Origin of the sequence: Fictibacillus arsenicus (genome assembly GCF_001642935.1) — a bacterium.
Classification (GTDB): Bacteria; Bacillota; Bacilli; order Bacillales; family Fictibacillaceae; genus Fictibacillus; species Fictibacillus arsenicus_B.
In genome coordinates this window covers 203,163-217,041 of record NZ_CP016761.1, presented here as the reverse complement: position 1 = coordinate 217,041, position 13,879 = coordinate 203,163, and the positions used below count along the sequence as shown (strand labels likewise).

The window sequence follows — 13,879 nt, the reverse complement described above, 5'->3', positions numbered from 1 at the left end:
TATGTAATTAGGAATTTCAAGAGATTTTTTAATGATTTTCATCATTTATGTTCTCTCAAAACTAGATACGACGTTTCCAAACGTTTCATGTTTAAGGATAAGCCCTCGACCGATTAGTATCTGTCAGCTCCACGTGTCGCCACGCTTCCACACCAGACCTATCAACCTCATCATCTCTAAGGGGTCTTACTCACTTAACGTGATGGGAAATCTCATCTTGAGGGGGGCTTCATGCTTAGATGCTTTCAGCACTTATCCCGTCCACACGTAGCTACCCAGCTATGCCCCTGGCGGAACAACTGGTACACCAGCGGTGTGTCCATCCCGGTCCTCTCGTACTAAGGACAGCTCCTCTCAAATTTCCTGCGCCCGCGACGGATAGGGACCGAACTGTCTCACGACGTTCTGAACCCAGCTCGCGTACCGCTTTAATGGGCGAACAGCCCAACCCTTGGGACCTACTTCAGCCCCAGGATGCGATGAGCCGACATCGAGGTGCCAAACCTCCCCGTCGATGTGGACTCTTGGGGGAGATAAGCCTGTTATCCCCAGGGTAGCTTTTATCCGTTGAGCGATGGCCCTTCCATGCGGAACCACCGGATCACTAAGCCCGACTTTCGTCCCTGCTCGACTTGTAGGTCTCGCAGTCAAGCTCCCTTGTGCCTTTACACTCTGCGAATGATTTCCAACCATTCTGAGGGAACCTTTGGGCGCCTCCGTTACTGTTTAGGAGGCGACCGCCCCAGTCAAACTGCCCGCCTGACACTGTCTCCGAACCGGATCACGGTTCAAGGTTAGAATTTCAATACAGCCAGGGTAGTATCCCACCGACGCCTCCACCGAAGCTGGCGCTCCGGCTTCTCAGGCTCCTACCTATCCTGTACAAGCTGTACCAAAATCCAATATCAAGCTGCAGTAAAGCTCCATGGGGTCTTTCCGTCCTGTCGCGGGTAACCTGCATCTTCACAGGTACTATAATTTCACCGGGTCTCTCGTTGAGACAGTATCCAAGTCGTTACACCTTTCGTGCGGGTCGGAACTTACCCGACAAGGAATTTCGCTACCTTAGGACCGTTATAGTTACGGCCGCCGTTTACTGGGGCTTCAATTCAGAGCTTCTCCCGTAAGGGATAACCCCTCCTCTTAACCTTCCAGCACCGGGCAGGTGTCAGCCCCTATACTTCACCTTGCGGTTTCGCAGAGACCTGTGTTTTTGCTAAACAGTCGCTTGGATCTATTCACTGCGGCTCTCTCGGGCGATAAACCCTATCAGAGCACCCCTTCTCCCGAAGTTACGGGGTCATTTTGCCGAGTTCCTTAACGAGAGTTCTCCCGATCATCTTAGGATTCTCTCCTCGCCTACCTGTGTCGGTTTGCGGTACGGGCACCTCTTTCCTCACTAGAGGCTTTTCTTGGCAGTGTAGGATCAGGGACTTCGGTACTAAAATTTCCCTCGCCATCACAGCTCAGCCTTCACGTTGGACGGATTTGCCTATCCAACAGCCTAACTGCTTAGACGCACTATTCCATCAGTGCGCTCACCCTACCTTACTGCGTCCCCCCATTGTTCAAACGGAAAGGAGGTGGTACAGGAATATCAACCTGTTATCCATCGCCTACGCTTTTCAGCCTCGGCTTAGGCCCCGACTAACCCTGAGCGGACGAGCCTTCCTCAGGAAACCTTAGGCTTTCGATGGACAAGATTCTCACTTGTCTTTCGCTACTCATACCGGCATTCTCACTTCAAAGCGCTCCACCAGTCCTTCCGGTCTGACTTCACTGCACTTCGAACGCTCCCCTACCCCTGTACCATAAAGGTACAAGCCATAGCTTCGGTGATACGTTTAGCCCCGTTACATTTTCGGCGCAGAGTCACTCGACCAGTGAGCTATTACGCACTCTTTAAATGGTGGCTGCTTCTAAGCCAACATCCTGGTTGTCTGGGCAACTCCACATCCTTTGCCACTTAACGTATACTTTGGGACCTTAGCTGATGGTCTGGGCTGTTTCCCTTTTGACTACGGATCTTATCACTCGCAGTCTGACTCCCGCGGATAATTCTCTGGCATTCGGAGTTTGACTGAATTCGGTAACCCTGTGGGGGCCCCTAGTCCAATCAGTGCTCTACCTCCAGGAATCTTGCCGCGAGGCTAGCCCTAAAGCTATTTCGGGGAGAACCAGCTATCTCCGTGTTCGATTGGCATTTCACCCCTACCCACACCTCATCCCCGCACTTTTCAACGTGCGTGGGTTCGGGCCTCCATTCAGTGTTACCTGAACTTCACCCTGGACATGGGTAGATCACACGGTTTCGGGTCTACGACCACGTACTATGTCGCCCTATTCAGACTCGCTTTCGCTGCGGCTCCGTCTATTCAACTTAACCTTGCACGGGATCGTAACTCGCCGGTTCATTCTACAAAAGGCACGCCGTCACCCGTTAATGGGCTCCGACTACTTGTAGGCACACGGTTTCAGGATCTCTTTCACTCCCCTTCCGGGGTGCTTTTCCCCTTTCCCTCACGGTACTGGTTCACTATCGGTCACTAGGGAGTATTTAGCCTTGGGAGATGGTCCCCCCGGATTCCGACGGGGTTTCACGTGTCCCGCCGTACTCAGGATCCACTCAGGAGGGAACGAAGTTTCAGCTACAGGGCTGTTACCTTCTTTGGCGGGCCTTTCCAGACCGCTTCACCTACTTCGTTCCTTTGTAACTCCATGTAGAGTGTCCTACAACCCCAGAGGGCAAGCCCTCTGGTTTGGGCTGTTTCCGTTTCGCTCGCCGCTACTCAGGAAATCGCATTTGCTTTCTCTTCCTCCGGGTACTTAGATGTTTCAGTTCCCCGGGTCTGCCTTCTCATACCCTATGTATTCAGATATGGATACCATCCCATTACGGATGGTGGGTTCCCCCATTCGGAAATCCCCGGATCAGTGCTTACTTACAGCTCCCCGAGGCATATCGGTGTTCGTCCCGTCCTTCTTCGGCTCCTAGTGCCAAGGCATCCACCGTGCGCCCTTTCTAGCTTAACCTTATATGATGTTTACACATCAAAGATTCTTGCTTTGGCGCAGATAAATAATCTATCTGCCTTGCATTACTTTGTTTGGATGTCGATATCTAGTTTTCAAAGAACACAATTTAAAAATGCATCATCCATAAGATGTGCAATGGTGGAGCTTAGCGGGATCGAACCGCTGACCTCCTGCGTGCAAGGCAGGCGCTCTCCCAGCTGAGCTAAAGCCCCATATTCTAGGAATATAAAATTTAAATGGTGGGCCTAAATGGACTCGAACCATCGACCTCACGCTTATCAGGCGTGCGCTCTAACCAGCTGAGCTATAGGCCCCTAAAGGAAGTATAAAGTTCCTTCAAAACTGAACAAAAGGCAAAAGGTGTACTTACGAAACAGTCGAAGCTGTTTCATAATCTCCATAGAAAGGAGGTGATCCAGCCGCACCTTCCGATACGGCTACCTTGTTACGACTTCACCCCAATCATCTGTCCCACCTTCGGCGGCTGGCTCCCAAAAGGGTTACCCCACCGACTTCGGGTGTTACAAACTCTCGTGGTGTGACGGGCGGTGTGTACAAGGCCCGGGAACGTATTCACCGCGGCATGCTGATCCGCGATTACTAGCAATTCCGGCTTCATGTAGGCGAGTTGCAGCCTACAATCCGAACTGAGAATGGCTTTTTGGGATTGGCTTGGCCTCGCGGCTTCGCAACCCTTTGTACCATCCATTGTAGCACGTGTGTAGCCCAGGTCATAAGGGGCATGATGATTTGACGTCATCCCCACCTTCCTCCGGTTTGTCACCGGCAGTCACCTTAGAGTGCCCAACTGAATGCTGGCAACTAAGGTCAAGGGTTGCGCTCGTTGCGGGACTTAACCCAACATCTCACGACACGAGCTGACGACAACCATGCACCACCTGTCACTCTGTCCCCCGAAGGGGAAAGCTCTATCTCTAGAGTGATCAGAGGATGTCAAGACCTGGTAAGGTTCTTCGCGTTGCTTCGAATTAAACCACATGCTCCACTGCTTGTGCGGGCCCCCGTCAATTCCTTTGAGTTTCAACCTTGCGGTCGTACTCCCCAGGCGGAGTGCTTAATGTGTTAACTTCAGCACTGAGGGTGGAACCCCCCAACACCTAGCACTCATCGTTTACGGCGTGGACTACCAGGGTATCTAATCCTGTTTGCTCCCCACGCTTTCGCGCCTCAGCGTCAGTTACAGGCCAAAAAGCCGCCTTCGCCACTGGTGTTCCTCCACATCTCTACGCATTTCACCGCTACACGTGGAATTCCACTTTTCTCTCCTGCACTCAAGTCTCCCAGTTTCCAATGACCCTCCACGGTTGAGCCGTGGGCTTTCACATCAGACTTAAGAGACCGCCTGCGCGCGCTTTACGCCCAATAATTCCGGATAACGCTTGCCACCTACGTATTACCGCGGCTGCTGGCACGTAGTTAGCCGTGGCTTTCTGGTTAGGTACCGTCAAGGTACGAGCAGTTACTCTCGTACTTGTTCTTCTCTAACAACAGAGCTTTACGACCCGAAGGCCTTCATCGCTCACGCGGCGTTGCTCGGTCAGGCTTTCGCCCATTGCCGAAGATTCCCTACTGCTGCCTCCCGTAGGAGTCTGGGCCGTGTCTCAGTCCCAGTGTGGCCGATCACCCTCTCAGGTCGGCTACGCATCGTCGCCTTGGTGAGCCGTTACCTCACCAACTAGCTAATGCGCCGCGGGCTCATCTGTAAGTGTCAGCCGAAACCGACTTTCAAAAAAGAAACATGCGTTTCTTCTTATTATCCGGTATTAGCCCCGGTTTCCCGGAGTTATCCCCGTCTTACAGGCAGATTACCCACGTGTTACTCACCCGTCCGCCGCTAAATCAGAGGAGCAAGCTCCTCTTCATTCGCTCGACTTGCATGTATTAGGCACGCCGCCAGCGTTCATCCTGAGCCAGGATCAAACTCTCCATAAAAGTGTTTGACTTGCTCTAATTTGTTACTGACGGAATTAATTCTTAATTCCTTACCTTTGCTTTTGTTCAGTTTTCAAAGAACTTGTTTTGGCTTGTCTTCTTTCGAGACAGCTTTATTATCTTACCGAATCGAAGTTATAAAGTCAAGCGCTTTTTAAAATCTTTTTTAAGATAATATGGTGGGCCTAAATGGACTCGAACCATCGACCTCACGCTTATCAGGCGTGCGCTCTAACCAGCTGAGCTATAGGCCCGTGAAAATTAATGGAGCGGGTGATGAGAATCGAACTCACGACCAGAGCTTGGAAGGCTCTTGTTTTACCATTAAACTACACCCGCAAAAGAATGGTCGGGAAGACAGGATTTGAACCTGCGACCCCCTGGTCCCAAACCAGGTGCTCTACCAAGCTGAGCCACTTCCCGCAAAAAATATGGCGCGCCCTGAGAGATTCGAACTCCCGACCTTTTGATTCGTAGTCAAACACTCTATCCAGCTGAGCTAAGGGCGCATATCCATTGCATATTCAAATGCATTATATGTTATTGTGAAAAGTTGGTGCGGTCGAGAGGACTCGAACCTCCACGGGGTTGCCCCCACTAGCCCCTCAAGCTAGCGCGTCTGCCATTCCGCCACGACCGCGCGGCAAGATGCCAGCGCATGAACACTGCAACTTATAAGTTCAAAAGAATTAATATGGTGCGGGTGAAGGGACTCGAACCCCCACGTCAAAGACACTAGATCCTAAGTCTAGCGCGTCTGCCAATTCCGCCACACCCGCATATTAATTTGAAAATGGTGAGCCATGAAGGACTCGAACCTTCGACCCTCTGATTAAAAGTCAGATGCTCTACCGACTGAGCTAATGGCTCATGCTTAATGTGTCCGTCAGATCCTGTCTCTTCCTCTAAAAGCGAAGTAACTAAGTTTATCCGTCGAGACAACCGTAGTCAATCACGATGTATCGCTTGTGACTGAGCTAATGGCTCAAGATGTTTTAAGCATTAAATACTTAAACACTTATCTTAAAAACAAAAAATGGCTGGGCTAGCTGGATTCGAACCAGCGCATGACGGAGTCAAAGTCCGTTGCCTTACCGCTTGGCTATAGCCCAACACCTTAGAATAAAAATGGCGGACCCGACCGGGGTCGAACCGGCGATCTCCTGCGTGACAGGCAGGCATGTTAACCACTACACCACGAGTCCATTCATCTAGGTATTTCGTATTTTTTCAGAAAATATATGGTGACCCGTACGGGATTCGAACCCGTGTTACCGCCGTGAAAGGGCGGTGTCTTAACCGCTTGACCAACGGGCCACATGGCAGAGAAGAAGGGATTCGAACCCTCGCACCGCGTTAGCGATCTACTCCCTTAGCAGGGGAGCCCCTTGAGCCACTTGGGTACTTCTCTGTATGGCTCCACAGGTAGGACTCGAACCTACGACCGATCGGTTAACAGCCGATAGCTCTACCACTGAGCTACTGTGGAATGTCTTTTAAGGACAATTAATATCATAATTGTTACAGCTTAAAATGTCAACCCGTTTTAGAAGGTTTTTTCTAAGCTTTCGTTACTGCAGACACCCATTATAAAAGGCTTTGTAAAGGGCTTGTCTAACAGCGACTTAATTAAATTACCACATTCCTATAATCGAAGTCAACACCCTATTTTAAAGAAATCTGTTTTAATTTCCCCCTGCACTTTCCGCACACATATCTCTTCGTATCAATTTTCCTTTTTCTTTTATAAGACTGCATACAGTCTGTGCAAAGATAGTGATATTTATAACTCTCTGTTCTCCTTTTTTCAGGGATAGATTGACAATAACGGGATCCTCCAACTTTATTCAGCCAAAACTTAAAATCGTAATCACCATGTTTATAGCCTTTCCCTTCAATATGCATGTGATAATGCACCAGCTCATGCTTTATAACTCCAATCAGCTCATCCATTCCAAATGCATCATAAAGATGAGGATTCATTTCGATGTCATGGGACCTTAATAAGTACCGTCCGCCGGTTGTCCGTAATCTTTTGTTGAATCTGGCGTTATGACGAAACTTTTTATTGAAAAATTGTATGGAGATTTCTTCTGTTAGTTTTTGCAGTTCTTCATCTGTCATGGTCATGCCCCTTACTATTTCAAGTTCACATTAACAAGCATCTAAACATAGACTAATACACAAACAACGGATTGGGAAGTTCAAGGAGGTTCTCTATATGCCAACATGGTTTAAAAGACAGCTCCGCCGCGCTTACTATCAAAAAGATCGTTACCAAATCCGCTTACTGAATCAATGCTGGTTCTTTTATAACAGAAAGCACTCCTCCAGTGAAGAATGATCCCGCTGGAGAAGCGCTTTTTCTTTTGGCTATCCTTTTTTAGGACCAATCATCGTTAAGGCGATGCGCTGTTTTCCTACATCTATAGAATCGACCCAAACGGTTACAACTTGTCCCACACTTACAACATCCATCGGATTCTTTACGAAACGGTCAGTTAATTTTGAAATATGAACAAGACCGTCTTGTTTTACACCAATGTCTACAAAAGCACCAAAGTCTACTACGTTGCGGACTGTTCCTTGCAGCTCCATACCTTGTGCTAAGTCTTCCATCTTAAGAACATCCGTTTTAAGAACCGGACCTGAAAATTCATCTCGAGGATCACGGCCAGGTTTTGTCAGTCCTTCGATAATATCTTTTAATGTCGGAACACCAATATCCAGTTTACTCGAAGTCTCCTCAAGTGAAAGGGACTTTAATTTTTCAGCCAGAGCTTCTGTACCAATGTCGGCGGGTTTAAATCCTAACTCTTTTAATAAGGCTTTGGTCCCCTGATAACTTTCAGGGTGGATTCCCGTTTGGTCCAGAGGCTGATCGCCATCCATTACACGCAAAAATCCAATACATTGCTCGTACGTTTTCGCGCCTAATCGAGGAATCTTCTTCAACTCTGTTCTATTTTTAAACTTCCCAACATCATTTCTTTTTAAAATAATGTTTTGAGCAACCGTTTTGGACAGGCCTGAAACATACTGAAGCAATGAAGCTGATGCTGTATTTACGTTAACACCTACTTGGTTAACCGCAGTTTCGACCACAAAACCGATCTCCTCACCCAAACGTTTTTGTGATACATCATGCTGGTATTGACCGACGCCTATCGATTTCGGATCTATTTTTACAAGTTCAGCCAACGGATCTTGAAGTCTTCTCGCGATCGAAATGGCACTTCTCTCTTCAACCTGCAGGTCTGGAAACTCTTCACGGGCAACACTAGATGCTGAATAAACACTCGCACCCGCTTCGTTTACAATCACATATGCTACAGATTTATCGAGATCCTTTAATGTCTCTGCAATAAACTGTTCCGTTTCGCGAGACGCCGTACCGTTTCCGATTGCTGCAATTTCAATATCATATTGATCAATCAGTTTTTTTACTACCGCAGCAGATTTTTCAACTTCTGATCTTGGTGGTGTTGGATAAATGGTCTGAATATGAAGAACCTTCCCTGTTTCATCAACAACACCAAGCTTGCATCCGGTACGGTATGCCGGGTCAACTCCTAATACCACTTTCCCTTTTAATGGGGCTAGAAGCAAAAGGCTCCTTACATTTTCAGAAAAAATATGAATGGCACGCTCTTCTGCCTGCTCTGTTAAAGCTGCACGTATTTCCCTGTCGATCGAAGGCGCAATCAGTCTTTTATAAGCATCCTCTATCGCTTCACGCAAAAATGGTGCAGCTGGAGAATCTGATCGCTTAATCGTTTTTCTTTCCATTTTTGAATGGATCAAGTCAGCAGGAGTACTGATGCCAACTTTTAAAATCCCTTCTTTTTCTCCCCGGTTCACCGCGAGCACTCTGTGAGGAACAATCTTACGGATTGGCTCCTGGTATTCGTAATACATCTCGAATACTTTTTTCTCATCAGCTTCTGTATTTTTTCCTTCTGTCTTTATCTCGCCTTTTGAAAAAGTATTTTCCCTTATCCATTTTCGCATATCAGCATCATCAGACAGCATTTCAGCTATAATGTCCTTTGCTCCTTGAAGTGCATCTTCTACTGACAATACTTCTTTTTCTTCGTTTATGTATTCTTTCGCCGCTGCTAAAGGATTTTCATTGTGTTCTTCGAGAAGCCATAACGCAAGAGGCTCTAATCCTTTTTCTTTTGCTACAGTCGCTTTTGTTCTTCTTTTCTGTTTGTAAGGGCGGTATAAATCTTCTATATCCTGCAGCTTTTGGGCTTTATTAATGGCAGCAGTAAGTTCTTCTGTTAATTTTCCTTGCTCGTCGATTAGACGAATAACCTCTTCTTTGCGTGAGGCCAGGTTTTGTAAATAAGTCCAGCGGTCCATAATGTCTTTGATCTGAACTTCATCAAGCCCTCCTGTTAATTCCTTTCGGTAACGGGCAATAAAAGGCACCGTATTTCCTTCTTCTAATAATTCAATAACTTGATTAATTTGTTTCCCTTTAACATTCAGTTCCTGTTCCATCATACGCAACGCTTGTTCATTAACAGGTTGTCCCAATAAGAACACTCCTTTTTCAATCAATTACTTCTATTATAAACGAAGTATATCCCTTCGTAAAAAAGCTTTAGACTGTTAGGTATTTTTTAAAAAAGACTTCTTGGTAGTTGATTGGAGTGGAAGGTGCGAGACTCCTGCAGGATTAGCGGGACAGGTGAGACCCCGGCAGGCTTGAATAGCCTAGGGGGCTCACCGCACGCCCTGCGGAAAGCGAGCATCCTGAAGCGGAAAGCAACCCCTTCTTATCTTTGCAAAGCAACAAAGCAACAATTTTTAGCAAACAAAAAACACCATCCTCAAATGCGGTAAGGATGATGTTTCTCTAACTCATATTCACTTGACCTACCAGGACTGTAGCATCATCATTGATATCCTGCGGCAATCCGCTTATATACTTTACAGATTCCTTCGGTGAAATCATTTTTGTTAAAAGCGAACGGCTTTGCGTATGAATATCCATGCCATCAGAATAGAGCATAAATGTTAACTCTTTCTCGAAATTAAAATCCTGTACTTTAAATCGCTCTGGTTTTCCTACTAGGAAACCGACTTTCGGCAAAGGGTGTACAGCACGTTGTCTTTCCGCAGAGATCATAAAACGGATATTACCTACTCCAGAATAAGTGGCAGTTTGATTATTATAATCGACTTTAACGATTGCAATAACAGCACCGCGCGTATGTCTTAGTCCATCGTTGCAAAGATGCATAAGCTGCTCAACTGTCTCATAATGATTTTGATCGATGATGTCAGTTGCTGCTCCCGAAGCTTCTTTTGCCATCTTCCCGCTTCCTAAGCCATCCGCAACAGCACAAATCAAATAATCGTCCGTTTCTTTAACATAAAAACTATCTCCGCAAAGATCATTCCCCTTTTTCGGTTTTTGATACGAGGAAACAGATGCTCTGCTGTATTGATAGTGTTCCATCATCTAAGCGCCTCCGAAGGAGTCACTCGCAAAGCTTCTTTCAGCTTTTCTAAAGCTCTTCTTTGCAATCTAGAAACGTGCATTTGAGAAATGTCTAATCTTTCTCCTGTTTCCTTCTGGCTTAAGTTTTCAAAATAAGTGCACTGAAGAATTTCGCGTTCACGTTCAGAGAGAACCGCAAAAGCTTTCTGTAAAAGAAGTCTTTTGTCAATCTGATCAAATCCTTCATCATTTGAACCAACAAGATCTAGAAGTGTTACTGTACTTCCCTCTTGGTCAGCCTCGATAGAGCTGTCTACAGAAAGAGCTTGATAGCTTTTGCCCATTTCCATTGTCTCTAGCACTTCTTCTTCTGAAACTTCCAGATAATCCGCAATTTCGGCAATCTTAGGTGATCTCTGCAAGCTTGTTGTTAATTCTTCAACCGCTTTTTTTATTCTTGGTCCTAATTCCTTGATTCGGCGAGGTACATGTACACTCCAAGTCTTATCACGGATAAAGCGTTTAATTTCACCAACAATTGTCGGAACCGCAAAGGATTCGAACGATCTGCCAAACGTTTTGTCATATCTTCTAAACGCAGCTAATAAACCAATCATGCCGACTTGTACTAAATCGTCATGAATGCTTTTGCCTTTAGAAAACTTTCTTGCCAAGGAGTGAACAAGATCTTGATATTGCAGAACAAGATTCGTCTGAATTTCTTCATTCTGTGGATCTTGCTGTAACTCGTCGATCCATGCATAAACTTGCTCTTTACTGTGAAGGCGCTGGCGAGATTCTGTCGACATGTTCCTCCACCTCATCTCTGTGAAGATACTTAGTCATCATTACAACGACACCGGCTTCACTGCTTATTTCTACCTTGTCCATAAGTGTATCTATTAGGAAGAGGCCTAAACCTCCCTCATTTAACTGATCAACAGATTTTCCATCTACTGGGCCAAGATTTTTTGAGATAGATTCAACATCAAAGCTCTTACCTTGATCGACAACAGTTATTTCAATACGGTCGTCGAAAATATTACAGCCAATACGGACTTGGCCTTTCTCTCCATCCGCATAAGCGTGATTAACAACATTCGTCACTGCTTCAGAAACAGCGATTTTAATATCTTCTATTTCATCAAACGCAAAACCCATTCTGTTAGCAAGGTCAGAGATCGTTAATCTGACCACACCCACATAATCTGGTTTTGCAGGGACATTCATTTCAATATAGTCGGACGCTGTTCTCATAGCGCCTCCCCCTTTACTCCGCTTTCAATGTCCATCACTTCAGTTAATCCAGTAATCTCAAAGATACGTTTAACACGATCTGTCATACCACGAAGCTTCAATGAACTATTGTTAGCTTTTGAAGATTTTAGCGCTCCAACAAAAATTCCCAATCCTGTGCTGTCCATATAATCGATTCCAGAAAGATCGACAACAACAACGCTGCCTTCTTTTTCTGTCAATGGAAGCATTACTTCTTTTAGCTTTGGAGCTGTATATGCATCGACTTCTCCAGTAAGATGCAACTCGTGTGTTTCATTTATTTGTTGTTGATTAATTTGTAAATTCATTGTTTTCCCCCCACGCTTTGATTAAAACCCGATAAATTACCTTTACCCTAAACCAAAGTATGCTAAACCATTCGTTTTAAAATAATTAAGGTGAAATCATCTCTAAGCTCAAACCCTTGTAACCGATCCAGTTCCTGAAAAACATTCTGAACGATTTGCTGAGCTGGCAGATCCATATAATTTCGGATAAGAGACACGATTTCTTCTCTTTCAATAAAACCTTTGCTTGTCCGGCACTCCGTTACTCCATCTGAGAGCAGTATCACCATATCTCCAATTTCGATTACTCTCTCATAAGGATGGTAAGTGGTTGTTCGGGAGACACCTAAGACAAGCCCCTTAGCAATTAAATCGTGGAATTGATCTTCTTTTGCATTATAGATAAATCCAGGTTCGTGACCTGCACCTGCATAGAAGAATTTATGACTTTCAGGCTCATATACACCATGAAACATCGTAATAAACATATTGCTATGAACGTTCTGTTCAACAACGCGGTTCAGGTTTTCTAAAAGAAGATGAGGCTTCATCTGTTCTTCAGGAAGACTGTCCATCGCGTACTTAATCATAGACATACAAAGTGCAGCAGGTATGCCTTTGCCGATTATATCAGCTACGGCGACACTAAGGCTACTTCCACTTTTTACAAAATTATAATAGTCACCGTTCATTTTCTTAGCTGGAACACTGACAACTCCAATATCCAGTTCATCAAATTCAGGCACATCACTTAACAGCAAAGTCTGCTGCATGCTTGCAGCCACTTCGATCTCTGATTCTAGCTGCTGCTGTTTATCACGTAAACTCTGATGTTCACGATATGCAAACCCATATCCAATCATTGCCTCGAGAAGAAAATCAAAAGAATCCCTCATTTCTTCTGACATTTCAGGGAACAATTCGTCCATTACCTGAATATGCAGACTGACAAGATCTTCAGGTGAGATTTGCTGTTCCAGCAATTTTCTGCTGAATTGCTGGCCTTTATAGAGTGTCGTCTCAGTTTTAGCTTTTAGATAGACCGATAATAGATCTTGGTAACGTTCAGTTAGTGCGCCTTTTGCAGTCAAGAGCTCTCCTCCTAACGAAGCCATTTAGTAGCAGAAATCTCCGTCCCCACATCTACTGTGGATTCTATGGAAAATTCATCCATTAATCGCTTCACGCCTGGCAATCCCGCTCCTAAACCACCGGAAGTAGTATACCCATCTTCCATTACTTTTCGGATTTCGCGGATTCCTGGTCCATTGTCTAGGGCTACAATTCGCAGACCCTTTCTTCCTAATTGATCGATAGGCTCGATACAGATCTTTCCTCTGCCCGCATACAAATAAATATTCCGGGCAAGTTCAGAAATAGCTGTTGTAATTCTGGCTTGGTCAACATTTCCGAAGCCAAGCTCCTTGGCCATGTTTCTGCCAAGCTGACGGGCACTTACAATGTCCCACTCGTTGCGTACTTCCACACAGGATTGGATGTCCATTATCATCCCTCCAGTTCCAGACGCAATTTATCAAGCCCTTGCTCTAAGTCAAGTGCTGTCGAAACTTCCCTCATGGATATTCCAAGGTCAATTAGTGTAATAGCAACTGCGGGTTGTATTCCTGTTAATACAACTTGTGCTCCCATTAATTTTGACATTCTCACTACATCTCCAAGTACTTTTGCAATAAAAGAGTCGATCATGTCAACAGAAGTTAAGTCAATTACTACTCCCTTTGCACCGGTATCATGAATTTTATTCAACAGATCCTCTTGAAATTGAAGTGCTGTTTGATCGTCCATTTCAACTTGGATAGTGATCAATAAATATTCATGCAATTTTAAAATAGGAATTCTCATTTTTTCC

The 13,879-nt window shown here is 45.5% G+C and carries 10 protein-coding genes, 14 tRNA genes and 2 rRNA genes; 1 reads left to right on the top strand and 25 read right to left on the bottom strand.

All coding sequences use genetic code 11. The features are described 5' to 3' along the window. Positions 1-93 precede the first annotated feature (93 nt). From ABE41_RS01305 to ABE41_RS01225, 17 genes are all read right to left on the bottom strand, one after another. A 23S ribosomal RNA gene (locus ABE41_RS01305) occupies positions 94-3,033 on the bottom strand. Positions 3,034-3,172: 139 nt separating this feature from the next. Beyond that, positions 3,173-3,248: transfer RNA gene (locus ABE41_RS01300), tRNA-Ala, on the bottom strand. 25 nt (positions 3,249-3,273) lie between these two features. After that, a tRNA-Ile gene (locus tag ABE41_RS01295) sits at positions 3,274-3,350 on the bottom strand. Between the two features lie 89 nt (positions 3,351-3,439). Beyond that, a 16S ribosomal RNA gene (locus tag ABE41_RS01290) occupies positions 3,440-4,989 on the bottom strand. The 16S and 23S rRNA genes sit together here with 14 tRNA genes alongside, the layout of an rRNA operon. Before the next feature lie 177 nt (positions 4,990-5,166). Beyond that, positions 5,167-5,243 (bottom strand) — tRNA-Ile (locus ABE41_RS01285). 11 nt (positions 5,244-5,254) lie between these two features. Then, positions 5,255-5,328, bottom strand: a tRNA-Gly gene (locus ABE41_RS01280). 7 nt (positions 5,329-5,335) lie between these two features. Continuing rightward, a tRNA-Pro gene (locus tag ABE41_RS01275) sits at positions 5,336-5,412 on the bottom strand. Between the two features lie 9 nt (positions 5,413-5,421). After that, positions 5,422-5,498: transfer RNA gene (locus ABE41_RS01270), tRNA-Arg, on the bottom strand. Positions 5,499-5,543: 45 nt separating this feature from the next. Further along, positions 5,544-5,629, bottom strand: a tRNA-Leu gene (locus ABE41_RS01265). A gap of 55 nt (positions 5,630-5,684) precedes the next feature. Beyond that, positions 5,685-5,768 (bottom strand) — tRNA-Leu (locus ABE41_RS01260). Positions 5,769-5,783: 15 nt separating this feature from the next. Beyond that, positions 5,784-5,859 (bottom strand) — tRNA-Lys (locus tag ABE41_RS01255). A gap of 167 nt (positions 5,860-6,026) precedes the next feature. After that, positions 6,027-6,101: transfer RNA gene (locus ABE41_RS01250), tRNA-Gln, on the bottom strand. Positions 6,102-6,118: 17 nt separating this feature from the next. Continuing rightward, positions 6,119-6,194, bottom strand: a tRNA-Asp gene (locus tag ABE41_RS01245). Between the two features lie 37 nt (positions 6,195-6,231). After that, a tRNA-Glu gene (locus ABE41_RS01240) sits at positions 6,232-6,306 on the bottom strand. A 3-nt stretch (positions 6,307-6,309) separates the two neighbouring features. After that, positions 6,310-6,400 (bottom strand) — tRNA-Ser (locus ABE41_RS01235). Between the two features lie 3 nt (positions 6,401-6,403). Further along, a tRNA-Asn gene (locus tag ABE41_RS01230) sits at positions 6,404-6,478 on the bottom strand. A 176-nt stretch (positions 6,479-6,654) separates the two neighbouring features. Beyond that, on the bottom strand, positions 6,655-7,113 hold the full coding sequence (locus ABE41_RS01225; RefSeq protein ID WP_066285730.1) for a SprT family protein: 459 nt from the start codon (positions 7,111-7,113) through the stop codon (positions 6,655-6,657). A 97-nt stretch (positions 7,114-7,210) separates the two neighbouring features. On the opposite strand from ABE41_RS01225, the gene cmpA reads away from it, so the two are divergent. Further along, positions 7,211-7,333, top strand: a complete 123-nt coding sequence (cmpA, locus tag ABE41_RS20850; protein WP_130297391.1) for a cortex morphogenetic protein CmpA — start codon at positions 7,211-7,213, stop codon at positions 7,331-7,333. Between the two features lie 29 nt (positions 7,334-7,362). Here the strand turns inward: cmpA and ABE41_RS01220 are convergent, their stop codons facing one another. The 8 genes from ABE41_RS01220 to ABE41_RS01185 all read right to left on the bottom strand — a co-directional run bounded on the left by ABE41_RS01220 (position 7,363) and on the right by ABE41_RS01185 (position 13,872). After that, positions 7,363-9,501 (bottom strand): Tex family protein, encoded by a 2,139-nt coding sequence (locus ABE41_RS01220; RefSeq protein WP_066294486.1) that lies wholly within the window; start codon positions 9,499-9,501, stop codon positions 7,363-7,365. Positions 9,502-9,856: 355 nt separating this feature from the next. Next, entirely contained in the window at positions 9,857-10,465 is a 609-nt protein-coding gene (locus ABE41_RS01215; RefSeq protein ID WP_083207605.1) for a SpoIIE family protein phosphatase, read from the bottom strand. Further along, positions 10,462-11,253 carry an RNA polymerase sigma factor SigB gene (sigB, locus tag ABE41_RS01210; protein ID WP_066285727.1) on the bottom strand — a complete coding sequence of 264 codons (792 nt, stop codon included), beginning with the start codon at positions 11,251-11,253 and terminating at the stop codon, positions 10,462-10,464. The genes ABE41_RS01215 and sigB overlap by 4 nt, the downstream gene beginning before the upstream one ends. Then, a complete protein-coding gene (gene rsbW, locus ABE41_RS01205) occupies positions 11,219-11,701 on the bottom strand; it encodes an anti-sigma B factor RsbW (RefSeq protein ID WP_066285725.1) in 483 nt (160 codons plus the stop codon). The genes sigB and rsbW overlap by 35 nt, the downstream gene beginning before the upstream one ends. Further along, positions 11,698-12,030 carry an STAS domain-containing protein gene (locus ABE41_RS01200; RefSeq protein ID WP_066285720.1) on the bottom strand — a complete coding sequence of 111 codons (333 nt, stop codon included), beginning with the start codon at positions 12,028-12,030 and terminating at the stop codon, positions 11,698-11,700. Before ABE41_RS01200 ends, rsbW begins: the two co-directional genes overlap by 4 nt. A 62-nt stretch (positions 12,031-12,092) precedes the next feature. Further along, entirely contained in the window at positions 12,093-13,100 is a 1,008-nt protein-coding gene (locus tag ABE41_RS01195) for a PP2C family protein-serine/threonine phosphatase (RefSeq protein ID WP_437435458.1), read from the bottom strand. Between the two features lie 11 nt (positions 13,101-13,111). Continuing rightward, complete coding sequence (locus ABE41_RS01190; protein WP_066285716.1) at positions 13,112-13,513, bottom strand: anti-sigma regulatory factor; 402 nt, start codon at positions 13,511-13,513, stop codon at positions 13,112-13,114. A 2-nt stretch (positions 13,514-13,515) separates the two neighbouring features. Next, a complete protein-coding gene (locus ABE41_RS01185) occupies positions 13,516-13,872 on the bottom strand; it encodes an STAS domain-containing protein (protein ID WP_066239455.1) in 357 nt (118 codons plus the stop codon). Positions 13,873-13,879 lie beyond the last annotated feature (7 nt).